Origin of the sequence: Sphingomonas chungangi (assembly GCF_013778325.1) — a bacterium.
GTDB classification, from domain to species: domain Bacteria; phylum Pseudomonadota; class Alphaproteobacteria; order Sphingomonadales; family Sphingomonadaceae; genus Solisphingomonas; species Solisphingomonas chungangi.
In genome coordinates this window covers 34,516-56,350 of sequence record NZ_JACEIB010000027.1, presented here as the reverse complement: position 1 = coordinate 56,350, position 21,835 = coordinate 34,516, and the positions used below count along the sequence as shown (strand labels likewise).

Sequence of the window (21,835 nt, the reverse complement as noted above, 5' to 3'; positions counted from 1 at the left end):
AGCCTAACCGAAGCGATCAGAGGCTGTCGATCCACTCCACCACTTCGGCCAGTCGCTCCAACTTGCGGAAGCGCGGATGGTCGGTCGGTTCGTCGGCCATTTCGTGCGCCCATGGAAGGGCGTGCGGGACGTGTGCCGCGAAGGCGCCGGCCGAGAGTGCGGGCAGGATGTCCGATCGCAAGGAATCGCCCGCCATCAGTGCGCGGTCGGCCGTGACGTCATGGCGTTGGAAGACCCGGCGGAACGTGTCCGCAGTCTTGTCGCTGACGATCTCGATGCCGGAGAAGCGCTCGCCCAGGCCGGACGCGGCCAGCTTGGTCTCCTGGTGCAGCAGGTCGCCCTTGGTGACGAGTACCAGCCGGGCGCGATCCGCCAGCGCGTCCAGCGTCTCCTCGATGCCCGGCAGCAACTCGACCGGATGCGCCAGCAATTCGCGTCCCGCCGCGAGGATGCAGGCCACGGCGTCGCCCGGCATCCGATCGCCGCCGACCTCCAGCGCCGCCTCGATCATCGAGAGGGTGAAGCTCTTCGCGCCATAGCCGTAGAGCTTCAGGTTGCGGATCTGGACCGCGTCGAGCGTTTCGCGCGCGATGCCTGCCTCGTCGAACGGGGCGACGATATGTTCGAAGGCGGCGAAGGTCGCGCCGAAATGCTTCTCGTTGTGCCAGAGCGTGTCGTCGGCATCGAGGCAGATCAGCGCGATTCCCATCAGTCGACCCAGTCCAGCCCGATCTCGCGATAGAGGGCGCGGTCCTCCTCCCAATCCGGCTTCACCTTCACGTGGAGGAAGAGGTGGACCTTCTTGGCGCCTAGCAGCGTCGCCAGTTCGCCGCGCGCGCGGCTGCCGATCTCCTTCAGCCGCGCGCCACGCGCCCCGAGGATGATCGCCTTCTGGCTGTCCCGCGCGACGAGAATCTGCTGGTGGATCGCGACCGAACCGTCGCTACGCTCCTCATATTTCTCGGTCTCGACCGCGCAGGCGTAGGGCAGCTCCGCGTGGAGCTGGAGGTAGAGCTGTTCGCGGGTCACTTCGGCCGCGAGCATGCGGTCGGTGGCGTCGGAGACCTGATCTTCGGGGAAGTGCCACGGCCCTTCCGGCACGCGGCTCGCCAGCAGCGTCTTGAGTTGCGGGATGCCGTCACCTGTGGTCGCAGAGACGAACAGGATATCCTCGGGCGACAGCTGCTCCTGCAGCGCCTGCGCGGTGGCGAGCAGCTTTTCCTTCGGCGTCACGTCCACCTTGTTGAGGATGACGATCTTGGGCTCGGGCCGCTTGGCGAGCGTGTCGACCAGCGGCTGCACGCGCTTGGTGACGCCAGTCTTGGCGTCGATGACGAGTGCGATCACATCGGCATTCTCGGCACCGCTCCACGCTGCCGCGACCATCGCGCGATCGAGCCTGCGGCGCGGATCGAAGATACCGGGCGTATCGACCAGCAGGATCTGGCTGTCGCCCTCGATCGCGATGCCCATCAGGCGGACGCGGGTGGTCTGCGCCTTGGGGCTGACGATCGCCACCTTCTGCCCGACGAGTGCGTTGACGAGGGTGGACTTGCCCGCATTGGGCGCGCCGACGACGGCGACGAGGCCGCAGCGCTGGGTCATGACTTCAATTCCTTGAGTAGATTGCGCGCCGCCTCGGTCTCGGCCTCCTGCTTGGAGCTGCCCTTGGCCTCGGCGCTGGCGCGGCCGGGGATCGAGACGGTGATAGTGAAGACGGGCGCATGGTGCGGGCCGCCGCGGTGGGTGGTTTCATAAACGGGCGGGCGCCACTGCTTCGCGGCGGCGAATTCCTGTAGCTCCGCCTTGGGATGCTTAGGCGCCTTGCCCTGCGAGTGGACGCGATCACCCCAGGCCTTGCGAATGAAGGCACGGGCGCCATCGATCCCGGCCTCGACGAACAGCGCGCCGATCAACGCCTCCACCACGTCGCCCAGCACGTAGGTGGAATATTGCGCGCCGTCGTCGCGCGCCTGCTTGCCCATGCGGATGTGGCGGCCGAGATCGAGTTCCTTCGCGATCTCCGCGCAGGTCTCGCCGGATACCAGCGCGTTCAAACGGCGCGAGAGCTTGCCCTCGGGCTCGGACGGGAAGGTCTTGAACAGCCATTCACCCATGACGAGGCCGAGCACGCGGTCGCCGAGGAATTCCAGCCGTTGATAGCTCTCGCCGGCATGGCTGGAATGGGTGAGCGCGGTCAGGAAGAGGGCGGGATCGCGAGGCTCGTGGTCGAGGACTTGCGTGATCTCCGGAGGCGGCGCGTCGCTCACCGGAAGCCGTGCCCGATCCGGTCGGGCCTCAGCGCGTGCCACCAGCTGGCGGGATTTGTCCAGTGCGAGGAGCCGTCGGTCGACCAGATGGTGAAGAGCGCGCGGCCCTCCAGATTCTCGGCCGGCACGAAGCCGATGCCGGCGCCGGGGACGGCCGGGAAGCGGCTGTCGGCGGACATGTCGCGATTGTCGCCCATCATGAAATAGTGGCCAGCGGGCACGGTGAAGACGGGCGTGTCGTCCTGCGGCGTGTCGCCCTGGTCGAGTACGTCGTAGCTCACGCCGCCCGGCAGCGTCTCGCGGTAGCGCGCGAAGCGGCAGGTCTGCCTGCCCTCGATGTCGGCGCCGGGGCCGTAGGGCGTCTCGACATTGGCGATCGTGCTGCACTCGGTATTGGGCGCGATCGGGATCAGGAAATCGCTCTCGCGCACCTTGGGCACCGGCTTGCCGTTCAGCCAGAGCTGGCCGCCCTTCATCTGGATGCGGTCGCCCGGCAGGCCGATCAGTCGCTTGATGTAGTCGGACCTGTCGTCCGGCGGCGCGCGGAACACGACGACGTCGCCGCGCTGCGGGGCCATCGCGAACAGGCGGCCGTGCGGCGCGGGAGGCGCCCAAGGCAGGCTGAAGCGCGAGAATCCGTAGGGCCACTTCGCGACCATCAGATAGTCGCCGACCAGCAGGCGCGGCATCATCGATTCGGACGGGATGCTGCGCGGCATCACGACGAAGCTACGGAGCGCCAGCCCCATCAGGGCGACCGACAGCACGAAGCGAATGACGCCGCCCCAGCCTTCGGAGGAACGACGGCGGTCGGATTTTGCTGGAGTCGAAAGCGTGGTGGCCACGTTCGGGCTTTGCGAGAGGGGCCGGCGGAGGTCAAGCTGAGTCGGCCCTCCGATCAGTCTAATCGGCACAGTGCGTTGGCGGAACGCGATCCGCTCGCTACATCGCGCCGCGACACTCACGCGAAGGAACCTCCATGCCCGATCATGACTATGACCTGTTCGTGATCGGCGGCGGCTCAGGCGGAGTGCGCGCGGCACGCATTTCCGCCGCGCACGGCGCGAAGGTGGCGATGGCCGAGGAATATCGCGTCGGCGGCACCTGCGTCATCCGGGGCTGCGTGCCCAAGAAGCTGCTCATCTACGGCGCGCATTTCGCCGAGGACCTGAAGGACGCCAAGCGCTTCGGCTGGCAGGTGCCGGATTGCGATTTCGACTGGAAGACGCTGCGCGACAATGTGCTGGCCGATGTCGACCGGCTGGAAGGGCTCTATCAGAACACGCTCGACAGCCATGGCGTGGAGACCTTCCACCAGCGCGCCGTGGTGACTGGGCCGAATGAGATCGAACTGGCCGACGGGACCCGCAAGACCGCGCGGATTATCCTGATCGCCACAGGCGCGCGGCCCGCCGTGCCGTCCTGCCCCGGCCACGAGCATGGCATTACCTCCAACGAGGCCTTCCATCTCGACAATGTGCCGAAGCGCATCGTGATCGCCGGCGGCGGCTACATCGCCAACGAATTCGCCGGCATCTTCAACGAGTTCGGCGCCAAGGTGACCCTGGTCAACCGCGGCGGGGACATCCTGCGCCATTACGATGCCAGCGTGCGCGATCGCCTGCTCCAGATTTCGGTAAAGAAGGGCATCGATTTTCGTTTCAATGCCATCTTCGAGAAGGTCGAGAAGCGCGAAGACGGCACTTTGCTCGTCCACGCCAAGGGGCAGGACCCGATCGAGACCGACTGCCTGATGTTCGCCACCGGCCGGCGTCCCAACAGCGAGGGGCTGGGCCTCGAGGCGCTGGGCGTCGCGATCGACGAGATGGGCGCGATCAAGGTGGATGAGGACAGCCGCTCGACCGTGCCCTCGATCTTCGCGGTGGGCGACGTCACCAACCGCATCCAGCTCACGCCCGTGGCGATCCGCGAGGGCCACGCCTTCGCCGACACCCAGTTCGGCAACAATCCGCGCCGGATCGACTATCATTGCGTGCCGAGCGCGGTGTTCAGCCATCCGCCGATAGCCGCCGTGGGCCTCACCGAGGCCGAGGCGAAGAACCGCTACGGCACGGTGAAGGTCTATTCGTCGGATTTCCGCCCGATGAAGAACGTGCTCGCCAACCGCGACGAGCGCGCTCTCTACAAGATGGTCTGCGATGCCTCGACCGATAAGGTGCTGGGCCTCCACATGATCGGCCCGGACGCGCCCGAGATCCTGCAGGCGGCGGCGGTGGCGGTGAAGGCGGGCCTCACCAAGCAGCAGTTCGACGATGTCGTCGCGCTCCACCCGACCATGGCGGAAGAGCTCGTCCTGCTGAAATAGCACGGCTTTCCTCCGCCCCGAGACCCGCTAGGCTGGCAGCGGGGGACGAATCGGGGATGTGCCGTGGGCGTGCGTTGGATGCTTGCCGGTGTGCTGTTTACGATCGCGTCGCCGGCGCTGGCCGATTGCACGGTCAGCCGGATCGCCGAATTGCCCGTCACCATGCAAGCCTTGCGGCCAATGGTGGACGTCAAGATCAACGGCTCGCCGGTGCGCCTGATGGCGGACAGCGGCGCTTTCTACAGCGGCATCACGCCGGGCAGCGCCGCGACGTTGGGCCTGCGGCTGGAGCCCGGGCCGCCGGGCATGTACGTCAAGGGCATCAACGGCACTGCGTCGATCAGCGTCGCGACGGTGAAGACCTTCACCCTGGCCGGCGTCGATCTGCCCAATGTGCAGTTCCTGGTCGGCGGCAGCGAGACGCCGGGATCGGGTATGCTCGGGCAGAACATCCTGGGCTTCGCGGATGTCGAATATGATCTGCCCCACGGCATGATCCGGCTGATGAAGCCGCAGGGATGCGGCCGCATGGATCTCGCCTACTGGGCAACAGGCAGGCCCTATTCGGAGATCGACATCGCATCGCGCGATGCCCGCAACCCGCACACGATCGGCACGATCGAGCTCAACGGCGTGAAGCTGCGCGCGACTTTCGATACCGGTGCGTCGACCACCGTCGTCTCGCTCGCCGCCGCTGCGCGCGCCGGTATCAGGACGGACAGCCCCGGGGTTCAGCCGGCCGGCGTGATGAGGGGGTTCGGGCGTGGGGTCATGCGCGTCTGGACGGCGCCCTTCGCCAGCTTCAAGCTCGATCAGGAAGAGATCAGGAACGTCCGCATCCAGATCGGGCAGATGGATATCGATACCGACATGCTGATCGGATCGGACTTCTTCATCGCCCACCGCATCTATGTCTCGAACGCGCAGCATCGCATGTTCCTGACCTACGAGGGCGGGCCGGTGTTCAATGTCACCGCGCACTATCAGGACAGCAGCGGCGCGGCTGTGCAGCTTCCCGCGAGAGATGCGGAGCCGACCGATGCGGACGGCTATGCGCGACAGGGCGCCGTCGCCATGGCGCAGCATGACGCCAAAGCCGCGATCGCCGCATTCACCCAGGCCATCGCCAAGGCGCCGGCCGAGCCGCGCTACCTCGTCCAGCGCGCCGGCGCCTATGCCGCGACCGGCCAGGGCGCGCAGGCCGCGGCCGATCTCGATGCCGCGATCAGGCTCAAGCCCGATGACGTCGATACCCTGATCGACCGCGCCGAATTGCGGCTGCGCGAGGGCAGGAAGGCGGGTGCATTGGCCGATCTCGGCGCGGCGGCGCAGGCGGCCGCGCCGGCCGCCGACGAGCGATTCCAGCTCGGTGGCCTGTTCTCGGAGGTCGATCAGTCGGCGCGCGCCGTCGAGCAATATGATCTGTGGATCAAGGCGCATCCGGACGATGCGCGGAGGCCGGGCGCGCTCAACGGCCGCTGCTGGGCGCGCGCTCTGGCCGGGACGGACTTGGAGGCCGCGCTGTCCGATTGCAATTCGGCGGTCCGGCAGCGGCCCGGCGATCTGGCGTTCGTCGACAGTCGCGGGCTGGTCGAATTGCGCATGGGCAATCTCGACAAGGCGTTGCAGGATTATGACGCCGTGCTGGCGAAGGAGCCGAGGATGGCCTGGTCGCTCTACGGGCGCGGGATCATCCGACAGCGCCGGGGCGATGCGGCGGGAGCCAAGGCCGATTTCGAAGCGGCGGCGGCGGCGGCGCCCCGGCTGGCGGATCGCGCGAATGCGCTCGGGATCGTGCCGTGACGATGCGTTCGACCATCGTCTAGCGGCAAGTCCGTGGCTTCCCGGTCGTTAACCAACACAGGACGGCGGCGATATCCGCCTGACCGTCCGGGGGAAGCACTATGACCGTCATCAATTCGAACAGCGCCGCTCTGCGTGCGCAAAACGGCTCGCGTCTGGCCAACAGCGCCCTGCAGACCGCCATGTCCCGCCTGTCGTCCGGCAAGCGCATCAATTCCGCGTCGGACGATGCCGCCGGCCTCGCCATCTCCAACTCGATGCAGTCGCAAATCGGCGGCATGAACCAGGCGATCCGCAATTCCAACGACGGCATCAGCCTCGCCCAAGCGGCCGAAGGCTCGCTGAGCGAAGTCACCAACATGCTCCAGCGCATCCGCGAGCTGGCCGTCCAGTCCGCCTCGGGCACCTACAGCGACGATGACCGCGCCGACATGCAGGTCGAGGTGAGCCAGCTACAGAACCAGATCGGCAGCGTGCTGGTCAAGACCGACTATAACGGCGCACCGATGTTCAGCATGACCGCCGACACGACGACCACGATCCAGACCGGCTCCGACAAGGGCCAGACGGTCGACATCGTGATCGGCAAGCTGGACAAGGTGTCGGCGGCGCTCAGCCTCAAGGTCGATACGCAGGCCGACGCCAATACGACTCTCGCGACGACCGGCGGCATCGACGATGCGCTGAAGCAGGTCGATACCGTCCGCGCCGGTCTTGGAGCGTCGGAAAGCCAGCTGAACTCGGTGGTCAACAACCTGACCAACAACGTCACCAACCTCACCGATGCCAAGTCGCGCATCTCCGACGCCGATTTCTCCGCCGAAACCACCAACCTCGCCAAGGCGCAGATCCTCAACCAGGCCGCCACCGCGATGCTCGCCCAGGCGAACCAGTCGCAGCAGGGCGTGATGAAGCTGCTGAGCTAACTTCCCAGCGCGGGGCGATGCCGGTAGGAGCCGGCACCGTCCTCAGGCGTTGGAGGTGGCATGGCGTCCACGATGCAATTCGACATTCCCCACACGCTCGGCAAGGCCGAGGCCAAGCGGCGCATCGGCGCCGGCATCCCCAAGCTGGAGCGGCATATCCCCGGCGGCGGCACGGTGCAGGCGCACTGGACCGGCGATGACCGGCTGGCGATGACCGTCACCGCGATGGGCCAGAAAGTTGTTGTCGACATGATGGTGGAGGAAGCTGTGGTGCGCGCCTCCGTCCAGGTGCCGATGATGCTGTCGATGATGGCGGGCGCGATCTCCGGCTTCGTGCAGACCAGCGCGCAGAAGATGCTCGAAAAACCTGCCGATCAGTCCGGCCCGCCACCGCACGCATAGGCGTCGCGCGCGCAGGCGTCGCTCTGCTGGCGCCAATCGGCCAGGTGCTGCTGATAGTCGGACTGATCGGCCTGATAGCGCTGCATATCCTGCGCGTGTGCCGCGAGTGCAGCCTGATATTGCGCGTGTTCGGCGGCATAGCTGCCGGACGAGCCAGTCATCGACGCGCCGTTATAGCCTTGCCACGGGCGGCGATTGAGTGACGCGGTGCGGGCGCGATCGGCGCGGTGCGCGGCGTCGTTGGGGCTGCCCTGATCGACCTGATCCTGGCGGGCGTATGGCTTGGGAGTTTTCCATCCGTTGGCCGGCGCCGGCTGCGGGTTTGATCCCGTCGCTGGTCCCGATCCCGGTCCCGAGGCCTGCGGCTGTGCAGACGCCGGCCCGCCATAGGGATCATAGCCATAGCCCTGCGGAACCGGAGGTGGCGCCGGCGTCTGGTCGACGTGGTGATGGAGATCCGCCGTGCCGTAACTTTCAGACGTGCCGCCGCGCCATTGTGCATCGTCATCCTGATAGGTCGGCATCTGGCGCGGCGCGGGCGCCGACGGTGCAGGCTGGGCATAAGCGGCGACCGGCATCACCAGCGCGGCCAGAATGAGCGGGCGGTACAAGGCAAGCCTCCGTGACGAACGACTCGCCTTATACAGCAACCCCTGACGAAGGGGTGAACATCAGCCGACGCGGTTCCTGACCAGATCGTCGACCACCGAAGGATCGGCGAGCGTCGAGGTGTCGCCCAGCGCGCCGATTTCCCCCTCCGCGATCTTGCGCAGGATGCGGCGCATGATCTTGCCCGAGCGGGTCTTGGGCAGTCCGGGGGCGAACTGGATGGCGTCGGGCGTCGCGATCGGCCCGATCTCGTGGCGGACATGGGCCTTGAGCGCCTTCAGCAGATCCTCACTCGCCTCGACGCCGGAGTTGAGCGTCACATAAGCGTAGATACCCTGGCCCTTAACGTCATGCGGGAAGCCGACCACCGCCGCTTCCGCTACATCGTCGTGCAGCACGAGCGCGCTTTCCACCTCGGCCGTGCCCATGCGATGGCCGGAGACGTTGATCACGTCGTCGACCCGGCCGGTGATCCACCAATAGCCGTCGGCATCGCGCCGCGCCCCGTCGCCGGTCGTATAGACGCCGGGGAAGGTGCGGAAATAGGTCTCGAAGAAGCGCTTCTCGTCGCCCCACACGCCACGCATCATACCGGGCCATGCGCGCGCAATGATCAGGTTGCCCTCGGCCTCTCCGTGCAATTCCTTGCCCTCGCCGTCGAGCAGCTTGGGCTCGACGCCGTAGAAGGGGAGCGTCGCCGATCCCGGCTTGGTCGGGGTGTCTGGGAAGGGGGTGATCATGTGGCCGCCGGTTTCGGTCTGCCACCAGGTGTCGACGATCGGGCAGCGGCCGTCGCCGACGACGTCATGATACCAGCGCCACGCCTCCGGGTTGATCGGCTCGCCGACCGTACCGAGCAGGCGCAAGGATTTGCGCGACGTCGCCTTCACGATGTCGTCGCCTTCCTTCATCAGCGAGCGCAACGCGGTTGGCGCGGTGTAGAGCGTCGCGACCTGATGGCGGTTCACCACCTCCCAGATGCGCGCGGCGGTCGGCCAATTGGGCACGCCCTCGAAGACCAGCGTGGTCGCCGCATTGGCAAGCGGGCCGTAGACGAGATAGGAATGGCCGGTCACCCAGCCCACGTCGGCGGTGCACCAGAAGACCTCCGGCGCCTTGTAGTCGAACGTCGTCCTGAACGTCAGCGTGGCCCACAACAGGTAGCCGCCGGTGGTGTGGACCACCCCCTTGGGCTTGCCGGTCGATCCGCTGGTGTAGAGGATGAACAGCGGGTCCTCGGCCTTCATCGGCTCGGGCGGGCAATCGGCGGGCACCTTCGATGCTGCCTCGTGATACCAGACGTCTCGGCCTCTGGTCATGGGCACGTCCTTGCCAGTGCACTTGACCACCAGAACCGTCTTCACGCCGCCGAAGATCTTCGCGGCTTCGTCCACCGTGGTCTTGAGCGGGACGGTCTTGCCGCCGCGCCGGCCTTCGTCGGCGGTGATGACGACGGCGCTGCCGCAATCCTCCATACGCCCGGCCAGCGAATCCGCCGAAAAGCCGCCGAACACCACCGAATGGATCGCGCCGATCCGCGCGCAGGCGAGCAGCGCGAAGGCGGCCTCCGGGATCATCGGCATATAGACGGTGACGCGGTCGCCCTTCTTCACGCCCTGCGCCTTCAGCACGTTGGCGAAGTGGCAGACCTCCGCATGCACCTCGGCGTAGGTGAAATGCTGCGGCTCGACCCTGGCGTCGTCCGGCTCCCAGATGATCGCCGTGCGGTTGGCATGTTCGGGGAGGTGCCGGTCTAGACAGTTGGCCGAGACGTTGAGCACGCCGTCCTCGAACCAGCGGACATGGAATTCGGCCTCGTCGAAGGACCAGTCGCCCGCTTTGGTCGGCGGCGTGATCCAGTCGAGCGCCTTGGCCTGCTCCAGCCAGAAGCCGTCCGGATCGTCGAGCGAACGCTGATGCTGCACGGTACGACTCTCGGCCATGGCTTCCTCCCGGACTGTGCGGCGCCTTGTGATGCGGAGAAGGGGTGGTTGCAAGGGTCATCACGGCCGTTGCGCGGGCGCATCGACATGCTATCGCTGTTACGTGGGGGCTTGTGACCAACAAGGGTGATCCGTGCGCACCAGTATCGCTCCGGCGCTAGCTTTCCTCCTCGCCTCGGCCGCGCCGCTTGCCGCCCAGCCGCTCCATCAATTCACCGGGCTCGTCATCGCGCCGGCCGGCGATCGCGTCGCCAGCGTCGAGAGCGCGCAGGAGCCGGACGCGCTCGTCGCTTCGCACGGCGCGATCGTGGTGCGCGGGGCCAGTGACGGCCATGTTCTCGCGCGGATCGACCCCTGTAAGGTCTGCGACTATTCGGCGCTGGCCTACGGGCCGGACGGCCAGCTCGTCTTCGTTGCGCGCGATCGGCGTGCGGGCACCGCTACGCTCATGCTGCTGAGCGGGCGGGATGCGCGGCGGCTCGCTACGGTCAATGGCCTCGCCGCGGACACGCGCTGGTCCCCCGACGGGCGCAGCATCGCGCTGCTGGTGACGATCGGCGCGCAGAAGGAAACGGGCGCAGTGCAGGCCGGCACGCGGCAGGTCGGCGAGATCGGCGAGGCGAACGACGAGAAAAGGATCGCCGTCGTGCCGGCGTCCGGCGGCACGTTGCGCACCATCTCGCCGCCCGATCGCTTCGTCTACGAATTTGACTGGACGCCCGACGGCAAGGGCTTCGTCGCCACGACCGCGAAGGGCAATGGCGACGTCAACTGGTGGGTCGCGACCATCGACGCGATCGATGCCGCGACGGGTGCGGTCCGCACCATTACCGCGCCGGCGGCGCAGGCCAACTTTCCGCGCATCTCGCCCGACGGGCAGACGGTCGCCTTCATCGGCGGGCTGATGAGCGATTTCGGCTCGGTCGGCGGGGACATCTGGACGGTGCCGTTCGCCGGCGGCGTCGCGAAAGACGTCACACCCGGCTATCGCGGGACCTTCACCTCGCTCCAGTGGGACAAGGGCGGGGGCGGCATCCGGACCACGGCGCTGCTCGGCGATCAGGCGGCGGTCGTCCCGGTCGATCCGGCGGGCGGAGCCGGAGAGCCGCTTTGGACCGCGCGCGCCAAGGTCGATGCCGAGGGCGGTGGGGCCGCCTTCGCCAAGGCCGGGACGATGGCGATGGTCGCGCAGGATTATGAGCACGCGCCGGAGATATTCGCCGGCCCGGTGGCGACCCCGGTGCAGATCACGACCGACAACGGCGCCTACCGCCCGATCGTGTCCGCGCGGAGCATCACCTGGAAGAGCGGCGGCCATGACGTGCAGGGCTGGCTGCTCGCGCCGCGCGGCGCTGTCGCCACGACCGGCAGGGCGCCGATGATCACCGTCGTCCATGGCGGGCCAGCCGCTGCGGTGACGCCGGAATTTCTCTGGAAGGGCGACGATGCCGCGCTGATCGCGGCGGGCTACTGGCTGTTCTACCCCAATCCGCGCGGCAGTTACGGGCAGGGCGAAGCCTTCGTGGCCGCCAACAAGCGCGATTTCGGTGGCGGCGACCTGAAGGACATCCTCGCCGGTATCGATGCGGCCGAGCGGGTCGCGCCGATCGACGACGCCCGGCTTGGCCTCAAGGGTCACAGCTATGGCGGCTTCATGGCGATGTGGGCCAACACCCAGACCGATCGCTTCAAGGCGATCCATGCAGGCGCCGGCATATCGGACTGGATCAGCTATTACGGCACGAACGGAATCAACACCTGGATGATCCCCTATTTCGGCAAGAGCCTCTACGAAGACAGCAAGCCCTATTGGGATATCTCGGCGATCCAGTTCATCGATCGCGCGAAGACACCGACGCTGATCACCGTCGGCGAGCGCGATATCGAGGTGCCGCCGAGCCAATCGCTGGAATATTGGAACGGGCTGAAGACCCACGGCGTGCCGACGAGCCTTGTCATCTACCCGGATGAAGGCCACGGTTTCCACGATCCGGCCCATGTCGCCGACGAGCGGCAGCGCGTGGTGGAGTGGTTCGATCGCTACTTGAGGGGGAGATAGCGGATGACGACCAAACCCTTTCCTGTGCTGGTGACCGGCGGCGCCGGCTATATCGGCAGCCACGCCGTGCTCGCGCTGGAGGATGCCGGGTGGCAGGCGGTGGTGCTCGACAATCTCTGCACAGGTTTCCGCTGGGCGCTGGACGCGCGGGCGAGCTTCGTCGAGGGCGACGTCGGCGATGCGCAACTGCTCGCCCGCACGATCGAAAGCTTCGGGATCGGCGCGATCATGCACTTCGCCGGATCGGTGGTGGTGCCAGAATCCGTCTCCGACCCGCTCAAATATTACGGCAACAACACCGCCAACAGCCGCACGCTGATCGAGGCGGCGGTGGCCGGCGGGGTAAAGCATTTCATCTTCTCCTCCACCGCGGCGACCTACGGCGTGCCCGATGTCAGCCCGGTGCGGGAAGACACGCCGACCGTGCCGATCAATCCCTACGGCATGTCCAAGCTGATGACCGAGATCATGCTGAAGGACACGGCGGCCGCGCATCCGATCAATTATTGCGCGCTGCGCTATTTCAACGTCGCCGGCGCCGATCCGGATGGTCGCGCAGGGCAGGCGACCGAAGGGGCGACGCACCTGATCAAGGTCGCGGTCGAGGCGGCGCTGGGCAAGCGCAGCCATGTCGCGGTGTTCGGCACCGACTTCCCGACGCCCGACGGCACCGGCGTGCGGGATTATATTCACGTCACCGATCTGGCGGCCGCGCATGTACTGGCGCTCGATGCGCTGATCGCCGAGCCGGAGCGCAGCTTGACGCTCAATTGCGGCTATGGGCGCGGCTTCTCGGTGCTGGAGGTGCTGGATGCGGTCGAGAAGATCAGCGGGCTTTCGATCGAGCGTCGTATGGAAGGGCGTCGCGCCGGCGATCCCGACGCGCTGATCGCCGGCAACGAGGCGATCCTGGAGACGTTCGGCTGGCAGCCGCGCTACGGGCAACTCGATACGATCGTGGCGCACGCGCTCGCCTGGGAACGCGGGCTGGAGGTGCGGCGGGGCGAACGCTGAGGCCTGCCGGCCCCGGCGTCGGATCGCTCAATTGTCGGCCGGCCGCTCGATGTCGGTCGATGTCTCGGTTCGCGGAGCAGGGCGTGGGCGGGACGCGAGACCATGCTCTTCCGGATAGCCGTTGATCTGCTGCAGCGCGTGGACCTTCATCTCGAGCATTTCGATGCGCAGCTCGAGCTGCTTGATCTGGGCGTCCTGCGAATCCATGCGGCGCTCGTCCTCGCTGCTTGAGCTTGGCGCGAAGGCTGGACCTCCGCCGCCAAGGGGCAGGTTCATCCACAGCAGGGCCAGCCCCGCGACGAGCAGCGGTATCCCGATCAGATAGCGCAGGATCTTCCGGCCGGCCGGCGGCGCGGGGACGATCGGGACCGGCCGGCGCAGCGGTGCCGCATTGGGTGAGGGTGTCAGGCCCAGCCGCTCGTAGATCGAGCGGCTCGATCCGGGGGGAGGGTCGCCGGGTTGCGTCATGATCCGGATGGCTCGTCCGTGTTGCCGCGCGGAGCGGGATCGAAGCATCGATCCCGCCTGCCGTCCGGCATCTCATGACGCGGGGCCGTATGCAAGCCGCCCCTGTCGACGACGCGCTCAGGTGAAGTGGAAGTTGCTGGCGACGAGTTGCGTCTTCTGCACGTTCTGGAGCGTGATGCTGTTGGACGGATCGATCGTGATGACCGTGTCGGCCCCGATCTGCTGGGCATCCGCCATCACCGCCGCGAAGTTGCTCAGAATCGTGTGATCGATCGCGATGATATCGTGCTCCGGGCTGGTGTTGCCTGCGGTGAAGTTCTTGAGCGTGTCGTGGCCGAAGCCGGGGCCGAAGACGAAGGTGTCGACCCCGGTCCCGCCGTCCAGCACGTTGTTGCCACTGTTTCCGGTGATCACGTTGTTATAGCCGTTGCCGGTGGCGTTGATGTTGGCCGTGCCGGTCAGCGTCAGGTTTTCGGTGTAGCTGCTCGCCAGCGAATAGGAAACGGAGGCGAACACCGAGTCGGTGCCCTCGCCGGGCTGCTCGACCACGAAATCGTTGGGGCTGTCGACATAATAAGTGTCGTTGCCGGTGCCGCCGACCAGCGAGTCGCTGCCGGCCCCACCATCGAGGATATCGTCGCCCGCGCCGCCGGTCAGGACGTTGGCGGCGCTGTTGCCGATCAGCGTGTCGCCATAGGCCGATCCAGTGATGCAGGCGATGTTCTGCAGCGTGTCCGTGCCGAAGCCGGTGGCGATCCCGGTCGAGAGATTGGCGTTCACCGGTCCCGTCGCGTTGGCGAAGGAGGCGGTGTCCTTGCCGGTGCCGCCGTTCAACACGTTGTTGCCTGCGTTGCCGGTGAGGATGTTGTTGTAGCCGTTGCCGGTGGCGTTGATGTTGGCCGTGCCGCTCAGCGTCAGATTCTCGACATAGCTGCTGGCGAGCGAATAGCTGACCGAGGCGATCACCGTGTCGGTGCCCTGATTGGCATATTCGACGGCGATGTCGCTGCTGTTGTCGACATAGAAGGTGTCGTCGCCGAGGCCGCCGTACATGATGTCGGCGCCCCCGCCGCCATCCAGCACGTCGTTGCCCGCGCCGCCATCGAGCACGTTGACCGCGCCGTTGCCGGTAAGAGTGTCGCCATAGGATGAGCCGGTGAGGTTGGTGATTGCCTGCAGCGTGTCGTTGCCGAAGCCGGTCGCCACGCCCGTCGTCAGATTGGCGTTCACCGGTCCGGTCGCGTTGGCGAAGGAGGCGGTGTCCTTGCCGCCTGCACCGTTCAGCACATTGTCGCCGGCATTGCCGGTCAGCACGTTGGCGAGGCTGTTGCCGGTGGCGTTGATGTTGGCCGTGCCGGTCAGCGTCAGGTTGTCGGTGTAGCTGCTGGCGAGCGAATAGCTGACCGAGGCGATCACCGTGTCGGTGCCCTCGTTGGGATTTTCGACTGCGATGTCGCTACTGTTGTCGACGTAGAAGGTGTCGTCGCCGAGGCCGCCGTACATGATGTCGGCGCCGCTGCCGCCGTCCAGCACGTCGTTGCCCGCGCCGCCATCGAGCACGTTGGCAGCGCTGTTGCCGGTGAGCGTGTCGCCATAAGACGAGCCGGTCAGGTTGGTGATGTTTTGAAGCGTGTCCGTGCCGAAGCCGGTCGCCACGCCGGTGGCCAGGCTGGCGTTCACCGGTCCGGTCGCGTTGACGAAAGACGCGGTATCCTTGCCGCCGCCGCCGTCCAGCACGTTGTTGCCGGCATTTCCGGTCAGCACGTTGGCGAGGCTGTTGCCGGTGGCGTTGATATTGTCTGTGCCGTCGAGGATCAGGTTCTCGAAATTGGCGGGCAGGGTGAAGCTGATCGTCGCATGGACGGTGTCGGTGCCCGCGTTCGGGTCCTCGCCCATGTAATCGCCGGTATTGTCGACATAATAGGTGTCGTTGCCCTGGCCGCCGAACATGCCGTCCGCGCCGGTGCCGCCGTCGAGCACGTCGTTGCCCGAGCCGGTGACGATATAGTCGTTGCCGCCGAGCCCATAAACCTGCGTGTTGCCGCTGCCGTCGCCGTAGAGCGTGTTGCCGTCGGCATTGCCGGTGAGCGTCAGCCCCGAGCCGTAGACCTGCCCGGAATCGACATTGGCCGGCAGCGTGTAGTTGATGCCGCGCGCATAGACGAAATCGTAGCCGCCGTTCGGCTGCTCGATCACCTGATCGCCGCTATTGTCGACATAATAGGTGTCGTTGCCGGCGCCGCCGGTCATGATGTCGGCGCCCGGACCGCCGTCGATATAGTCGTTGCCCGATCCGCCGGTGAGCGTGTCGTTGCCGTTGAGGCCGAACAGCCGGTCGTTGCCGCCATTGCCGGTGATGACGTCGCCCAGCGAGGTTCCGGTGATGGTCTCGTCGGCGCTGGTGCCGGTTTCCGTCATCACGTTCGTGCTGGCGTTCCAGCTCCAGGCGATGGCGGTGCCCGCCAGCGTGCCGGACCCGCTGTCCGTATAGACCCCGCCCGATCCTGCCGCGCCGTAGATGTGCGCCGCTGCATCCATGTCGAGCTGGAGGATGTGCGGCGTGCTGTTGGACGACGTGTCCCCCACCGTCGCCATGATGGTGCGGGTCGGGTCGTCCGAGGACAGCACCTGATCGTGCGTGGCGAACGGCGAATAGACCGTTTCGGTCGGGTGCTTGAGGCCGATTGCATGGCCGATCTCATGAAGCAGCGTACCGTAGTTGACCGTGCCGTCCGAGGCATATTGGCTGTTCATGAACACGTCGCCGGACGAGTCGAGGTCGCTCCGGAAATTCGCCGACGGCGTCGTGGGCGTGGGCTGGGTCAGATAGTCCCAGTCGCCGAACGGGTAGAAGCCGATGCCTCCGGGGCTGCCATAGGAACTGGTGCTGAGGTTCACCAATTGGAAGTTGATATCGCCCTGGCCCGGCGCCACCTCGACGAAGACGATGCCGGAGGCAGCGGACCATTCCGCGAGCGCCTTGCGCGCCTGATCCTGCTCGTCGCTGTTGAACGCCTGGAAGCTCGACACGGTGGCGGCGGTGAAGCCGGCCACTGACGAATCGTAGGACGGGGCGGCGGTCGGGAAGGAATAGGTGACGATCTGGCCCTTACCGGTCGTCTCGATACCGCCCCAATACTGGCCGGAAAGCAGCGCCGTGTAGTCTGACACCGTTGGCATGACGACCCCCTCGTCCTGCTGGAAGGTGATTGTGGCTTAGCCGATCTCGGCCACCCGAAAAAGCGCTAACGAAGAGCGTCAGTCGTTTATGTAAAAATTGCCGCTTTTCTTCGTGAGAACTTGTCTTCGCCCCATGATAGGAACGGATGGGGGTAAGGGGAGATTCGCCATGGCGACTGTCAACATAACCGCTCCGAACGGCACGGCCGGCGCCAATGGATCGACCCCCGGGGCCAGTGGGGGCGACGGCACCAAGAGCTATTCCTCCCTGATCACCAACGCGACGGCCGACAAGGCCAACACCACCTATCTCCACGGTGGCAGCGGCGGTGCGGGCGGCAGCGGCGCGGCATCCTCCTCCGGTGCGGGCGGCAACGGTGGCAACGGCGGTGCTGGCGGCGGCGTCAGCGGCAAGACCATCACCAGCGTCGCGAGCAACGGCCCGAACACGGCCGAATCGGATTCCTACGGCGGCGCGGGCGGCAACGGCGGAGCGAGCGGCGCTGGATCGCCGAGCGGGAGTGGCGGCACGCCGGGAGTCGGCGGGGGCGCGATCGCTTATGCGACCGCCACCAACACCGATACCGGCGCTACCTCTTCGGTCACAGCCACATCCACCGCCAATGGCGGCAATGGTGGCAACGCGCTGGGCACGGCCGATGGCGGAGCCGGAGCGCAGGGCGTTGCCCAGTCCGCCGCGAACGGAAAATGGGATGCCACCGCCTCGGCCAGCGGCAAGGGTGGAGACGGCGGCACCGGCATGGGCGCGGGGCATACCGGCGGCGCCGGCGGCACGGCATCGATCTCCGCCAATGCCACCGGCGTTACGTCCGCGACGGCCAAGGCCATCCAGACCGGCGGCAACGGCGGCGCCGGCCTGAACGGCGCGAACGGCGGCGCCGGCGGATCGAGCAGCATGGGCAACCATGCCCTAGGCTCGGATACGGCCGGACCGCTCTCGCTCACCCAGTTCGCGACCGGCGGCAATGGCGGCGACAGCAGCGCCGCGACCGGCGGCAATGGCGGAGCCGCCTCGGCCGGCTTCGTGCTGAGCGATACCGGGCCGACGACGATCACGATGTCGACCCGCGCGACCGGCGGCAACGGCGGGGCCAGCGTCGGCCATGCCGGTGCCGCGGGGGGTGCTGGCGCCGCGTCGAGCTACGTCAACGCCAGCCGGGCTCTGTCCAACGGGCTGAGCGGCACCGGCGGCAATGGCGGCTCGGCCACCAACGGCACCGGCGGGGCGGGTGGCACCGGCTCGGCCAATGCCAACAGCAAGGCGACGGGCGCTTCGACCAGCTTCGGCACCGCGACCGGCGGCAGGGGTGGCGACGCGACCAACGGTAGCGGCGGCGTGGGCGGATCCGCGACCAGCTCGGACAACGGCTCGGGCAGTAGTTCGGCCGCGAGCGGGAGTGCTGGCGTTCTCTCCATAGGCGGCGCAGGCGGATCGGCCTCGGGCGCCGGTTACAGCGGCGGTACGGGCGGGGCGACCGTGGCGGGCGCCAGCTTCGCCGGCTCGTCGAACGGCAACGTGCAGGTGAGCGTGGAGCAGCGCGGCGGCGCCGGCGGCGCGGGCCTGTCGGGCGCGAGCGGGGGCGCAGGAGCGGACGTCTCGGTCAACAACCGGGTCACGGGATCGACGAACAATGGTCAACTGACGCTGATCGAGCTGGGCACCGGCGGCGCGGGCGGGGCGAGCGCGGGCGGCACCACGAGGGTGGGTGGCAGCGGCACCTCCTATCTCAATTTCGACGATACGAAGAATGCGACGGCGAGCCACATCATCACCACCAAGGTCGGCGCCTATGGCGGTGCGGGCGGGGCCGGTTCGTCGGGGTCGAGCGGCGCGGCGGGCGGCGCGGCCACAGCGACGGACATCGTGACCGGCGTTTACAACAGCGATCCGGATCTCAGCAGCGGGATCAACGCTACCGTGGCGGCGCAGGGCGGCGCGGGCGGCAATTCGGCGACCGCCAACGGCGGCGCGGGGGGCGCGGCCAGCGCCGCCGTCACGATCAACAACGTATCGGGAATCCTGTCCGTCTCCGCGATCGGTGGGACCGGCGGCACTGGGTCGGGCGCGGGACACAAGGGCGGGGCGGGTGGTGTCGCTTCCACCAGCGCGGCTTCCAACGCGCCGCTTCCCGTGTCGTACCCGGCCAAGGTGACGCTGGTCCAGCAAGGCGGCAATGGCGGGGCGGGGCTGAGCGGCGCCAGCGGCGGCGCTGGGGCGTATTCGTCGATCAGCGGCGGCTTCGTCAATTCCTATACGACGGGTACACAGGGCGTCATCCTGAGCCAGACGGCCCAGGGCGGCGCCGGCGGGGCGAGCGCGGGCGGAACTGCCGGAACGGGCGGCGTGGCGTCTTCGGTGGTGAGCTATTCGAGCTCGGCCTCTCTCACCGGCAGTTTCGCGTCGATCGCGATCGGCGGGGCCGGGGGCGCGGGCTCGGCCGGAAGCGCGGGAGCCATGGGCGGCAGCGCGCAGGCGACGATCAGCGTGCCCGCCACCCCCGACAGCGCGACGGTGTCGGCGACCGGCGGGGCGGGCGGCAGTGCGGCGGCGGGCGCCAATGGCGGCGCGGGCGGCAGCGCGACGGCGCAGGCAGATGCCATCGACACCAACGCGCAGCTGACGGCGAAGGGCGGTGCCGGCGGCGCCAGCGCGGGCGGATCGGGCGGCGCGGGCGGTGTCGCCACGGTGGACGGTCCGAGCGGCACGATCATCGCCATCGGCGGCGCGGGCGGATCGGGCAGCGGGGTCGGCAAGACGGGCGGCGCGGGCGGCACCGTCTCGATCCTGGATCGGACCAATCAGTCGACCGCATCGCTCACGGCCGCAGGCGGCGACGGTGGCGACGGCCTTTCGGGCGCGGCGGGCGGTGCCGGCGGATCGGTCACGCTCAGCAATGTCGGCAACGGCGCGGTGGCGCAGGGCGGCACCGGCGGGGACAGCGACGGCGGCACCGCCGGCACCGGCGGCAATGCGACGATCACCCTCACGGTGAGCGGCACCCCGATCGCCTCGCTGTCCACCAAGGCCGAAGGCGGGCGCGGCGGCAGCGGTTCGTCCGGCAGTGCCGGTGCCGCCGGCGGAATCGGTTCCGCGACGGTGAGCGGCGCCTATGCGGTTTCGGTCGAGGCGGATGGCGGCATCGGCGGTTTCTCCGACACCGGCACGTCCGGCGCCGGCGGCGCCGCGCATGCGAGCGGGACGGCGACCAACCCGAATGCCGCCCCGACGGGCAGCGGCAACGCCTCCGCCGCTTCGGCGGAGGTGATGGCGACGGGCGGGAATGCCAGCACCAGCAGCTCGGGCAATGGCGGCGCCGGTGGCACGGCGACGGGCAGCGGCAGCGCCACCGGCTCGAATGCGCGGGCCACCGTCAACAGCGACGGCGGAGAAGGCGGGACCGCAAACGGTTCGGGCAAAGTTGCCGGGGCTGGCGGGAGCGCCACCGGCACGGCCTATGCCAACGATTCCAACGGTGACTCCCAGTCCGCCGCCACGGCGACGCTGACCGCGGACGGCGGCACCGGGGGCTATGGCGCGAACGGCGCGACGGGCGGCGCCGGCGGCTCCGTCTCGCTGGTCAATGCGGTGTCCGGCGTGACCGATGGCTACGCCATCCACCTCCAGCAGACCGCCGCGGGCGGTGCCGGCGGACAGTCGGACACCGGCAGGGTCGGCGCTGGAGGCAACGCGACGTCGCACCTCACGTTCGACGACAGCGGGAGCGCCACGCCGGCCGCTACCATCACCTCGACCGTGAAAGCCTATGGCGGCGGCAACGGCTATGGGAGCAGCGGCCACAACGGCGCGGCCGGCAATGCCGACGCGGCGCAGACCATCACGGGCTCCCACGACGTGACGGCCGACACCATCGCTTATGGTGGGATTGGCCCGACTGCCGGAAATTCCAGCGCCAACGGGATAGCAACGGCCGGTGGCGTGCTGTCGGAGAGTTCCTATGCAGGTGTTACCGTCGGCGGTCGCGCGACGGCAAGTTCGACCGGCACGGGGACGTCAGGAACGATTTCCGCCGGCGCAGGACTACTCAATTATGCTGATGGTGTTGGAGTATCTTCGTCTGGAATCGGCGCTGGAAGGGATGTCGCGACTTTCGGTTACGGAGGGGTAACGCCGGGATTCGACAGCCAGTCTCAAGGTGTCGCCACGCTCATCTATACGCCGGCCAGCACAAGCTCGTCTCCGGTTCTTTCGTCGAACAGTAACATCAACGCGGCGTTCGCCGGTGAGAATGTCCTCGCCATGGGCGAATTGGGCGGCGGCCACAGCTCGGCCGCCGCCGGAAGCCAGACGGTATCGGGCGAAACGACGTTCCTCGTCTCCAGCCCCGCGAACGGACATTTCAGTTTGGCTTTTTATGGAGGAACGAATGTAGGGTCTGGTGTCACCGGTGTATCCGTCGAGGTGGATGCCGGCCCCTATGAAATACTCAGAAGGACGTTTTCAAGTGTCAATGATATGGTGCAATACTTCAACAATGATGTAGTTTTAAATGGAAGTATTTTGAGCAGTGTTGAGTATGAAATATATTTCAATGTCACGGCATCGTCGGCGGATTCGGGATTTTATTTCGGGTATATGGTCGGAAGCGGGCCGGGTGCCTATCCATCGCCTTCCACTGGTGCCGGCACGGCCCCGTCGACTCAAAAGGCCGCCACGCAACTCGTGTCCGCAATGTCGGCGTTCGATGACGGCGGTTCCCTGTCGCCGTCACCCATAGCCGTGCGCTCGGCGTTGCCCGCGTTCACCACGCTGGCACCGCCCGCGCATATGCCTGTGATGCACGCCGCCTGACGGA

General features: G+C 67.4%; 15 protein-coding genes. 7 read left to right on the top strand and 8 right to left on the bottom strand.

All coding sequences use genetic code 11. The features are described 5' to 3' along the window. Positions 1–16: 16 nt before the first annotated feature. The 4 genes from HZF05_RS18055 to lepB are packed head-to-tail and all read right to left on the bottom strand — an operon-like array spanning position 17 to position 3,115. Positions 17–709: an HAD family hydrolase gene (locus tag HZF05_RS18055; protein ID WP_160363892.1), complete on the bottom strand. Its 693-nt coding sequence runs from the start codon at positions 707–709 to the stop codon at positions 17–19. Beyond that, complete coding sequence (gene era, locus HZF05_RS18050; protein WP_160363891.1) at positions 709–1,605, bottom strand: GTPase Era; 897 nt, start codon at positions 1,603–1,605, stop codon at positions 709–711. The genes HZF05_RS18055 and era overlap by 1 nt, the downstream gene beginning before the upstream one ends. Continuing rightward, positions 1,602–2,270, bottom strand: a complete 669-nt coding sequence (rnc, locus tag HZF05_RS18045; protein WP_160363890.1) for a ribonuclease III — start codon at positions 2,268–2,270, stop codon at positions 1,602–1,604. Before rnc ends, era begins: the two co-directional genes overlap by 4 nt. Next, the gene (lepB, locus tag HZF05_RS18040) at positions 2,267–3,115 is read right to left on the bottom strand and encodes a signal peptidase I (RefSeq protein ID WP_343046919.1); all 849 of its coding nucleotides are present in this window, start codon (positions 3,113–3,115) and stop codon (positions 2,267–2,269) included. The genes rnc and lepB overlap by 4 nt, the downstream gene beginning before the upstream one ends. 134 nt (positions 3,116–3,249) lie before the next feature. Here lepB and gor point away from each other — a divergent pair, with 134 nt between their 5' ends. The 4 genes from gor to HZF05_RS18020 all read left to right on the top strand — a co-directional run bounded on the left by gor (position 3,250) and on the right by HZF05_RS18020 (position 7,727). Beyond that, the gene (gor, locus tag HZF05_RS18035) at positions 3,250–4,596 is read left to right on the top strand and encodes a glutathione-disulfide reductase (protein WP_160363889.1); all 1,347 of its coding nucleotides are present in this window, start codon (positions 3,250–3,252) and stop codon (positions 4,594–4,596) included. 63 nt (positions 4,597–4,659) lie between these two features. Beyond that, complete coding sequence (locus tag HZF05_RS18030) at positions 4,660–6,399, top strand: aspartyl protease family protein (RefSeq protein ID WP_160363888.1); 1,740 nt, start codon at positions 4,660–4,662, stop codon at positions 6,397–6,399. 101 nt (positions 6,400–6,500) lie between these two features. Next, entirely contained in the window at positions 6,501–7,325 is an 825-nt protein-coding gene (locus tag HZF05_RS18025) for a flagellin N-terminal helical domain-containing protein (RefSeq protein WP_160363887.1), read from the top strand. Between the two features lie 60 nt (positions 7,326–7,385). Further along, positions 7,386–7,727: a polyhydroxyalkanoic acid system family protein gene (locus tag HZF05_RS18020; protein WP_246332087.1), complete on the top strand. Its 342-nt coding sequence runs from the start codon at positions 7,386–7,388 to the stop codon at positions 7,725–7,727. Here HZF05_RS18020 and HZF05_RS18015 read toward each other — a convergent pair. Continuing rightward, positions 7,700–8,338 (bottom strand): hypothetical protein, encoded by a 639-nt coding sequence (locus tag HZF05_RS18015; RefSeq protein WP_160363886.1) that lies wholly within the window; start codon positions 8,336–8,338, stop codon positions 7,700–7,702. The genes HZF05_RS18020 and HZF05_RS18015 overlap by 28 nt on opposite strands. Before the next feature lie 60 nt (positions 8,339–8,398). Next, positions 8,399–10,279 carry an acetate--CoA ligase gene (gene acs, locus HZF05_RS18010; protein ID WP_160363885.1) on the bottom strand — a complete coding sequence of 627 codons (1,881 nt, stop codon included), beginning with the start codon at positions 10,277–10,279 and terminating at the stop codon, positions 8,399–8,401. A gap of 133 nt (positions 10,280–10,412) precedes the next feature. On the opposite strand from acs, the gene HZF05_RS18005 reads away from it, so the two are divergent. Beyond that, the gene (locus HZF05_RS18005; RefSeq protein ID WP_343046918.1) at positions 10,413–12,338 is read left to right on the top strand and encodes a S9 family peptidase; all 1,926 of its coding nucleotides are present in this window, start codon (positions 10,413–10,415) and stop codon (positions 12,336–12,338) included. 3 nt (positions 12,339–12,341) lie between these two features. Continuing rightward, a complete protein-coding gene (galE, locus tag HZF05_RS18000; RefSeq protein ID WP_160363884.1) occupies positions 12,342–13,352 on the top strand; it encodes a UDP-glucose 4-epimerase GalE in 1,011 nt (336 codons plus the stop codon). 27 nt (positions 13,353–13,379) lie between these two features. Here galE and HZF05_RS17995 read toward each other — a convergent pair whose 3' ends face one another. Continuing rightward, entirely contained in the window at positions 13,380–13,820 is a 441-nt protein-coding gene (locus tag HZF05_RS17995; RefSeq protein ID WP_160363883.1) for a hypothetical protein, read from the bottom strand. 117 nt (positions 13,821–13,937) lie between these two features. Further along, positions 13,938–17,000, bottom strand: a complete 3,063-nt coding sequence (locus HZF05_RS22215; protein WP_160363882.1) for a matrixin family metalloprotease — start codon at positions 16,998–17,000, stop codon at positions 13,938–13,940. Positions 17,001–17,169: 169 nt separating this feature from the next. Here HZF05_RS22215 and HZF05_RS22210 point away from each other — a divergent pair, with 169 nt between their 5' ends. Continuing rightward, positions 17,170–21,831 carry a beta strand repeat-containing protein gene (locus tag HZF05_RS22210; protein ID WP_160363881.1) on the top strand — a complete coding sequence of 1,554 codons (4,662 nt, stop codon included), beginning with the start codon at positions 17,170–17,172 and terminating at the stop codon, positions 21,829–21,831. The last annotated feature ends 4 nt before the right edge of the window (positions 21,832–21,835 follow it).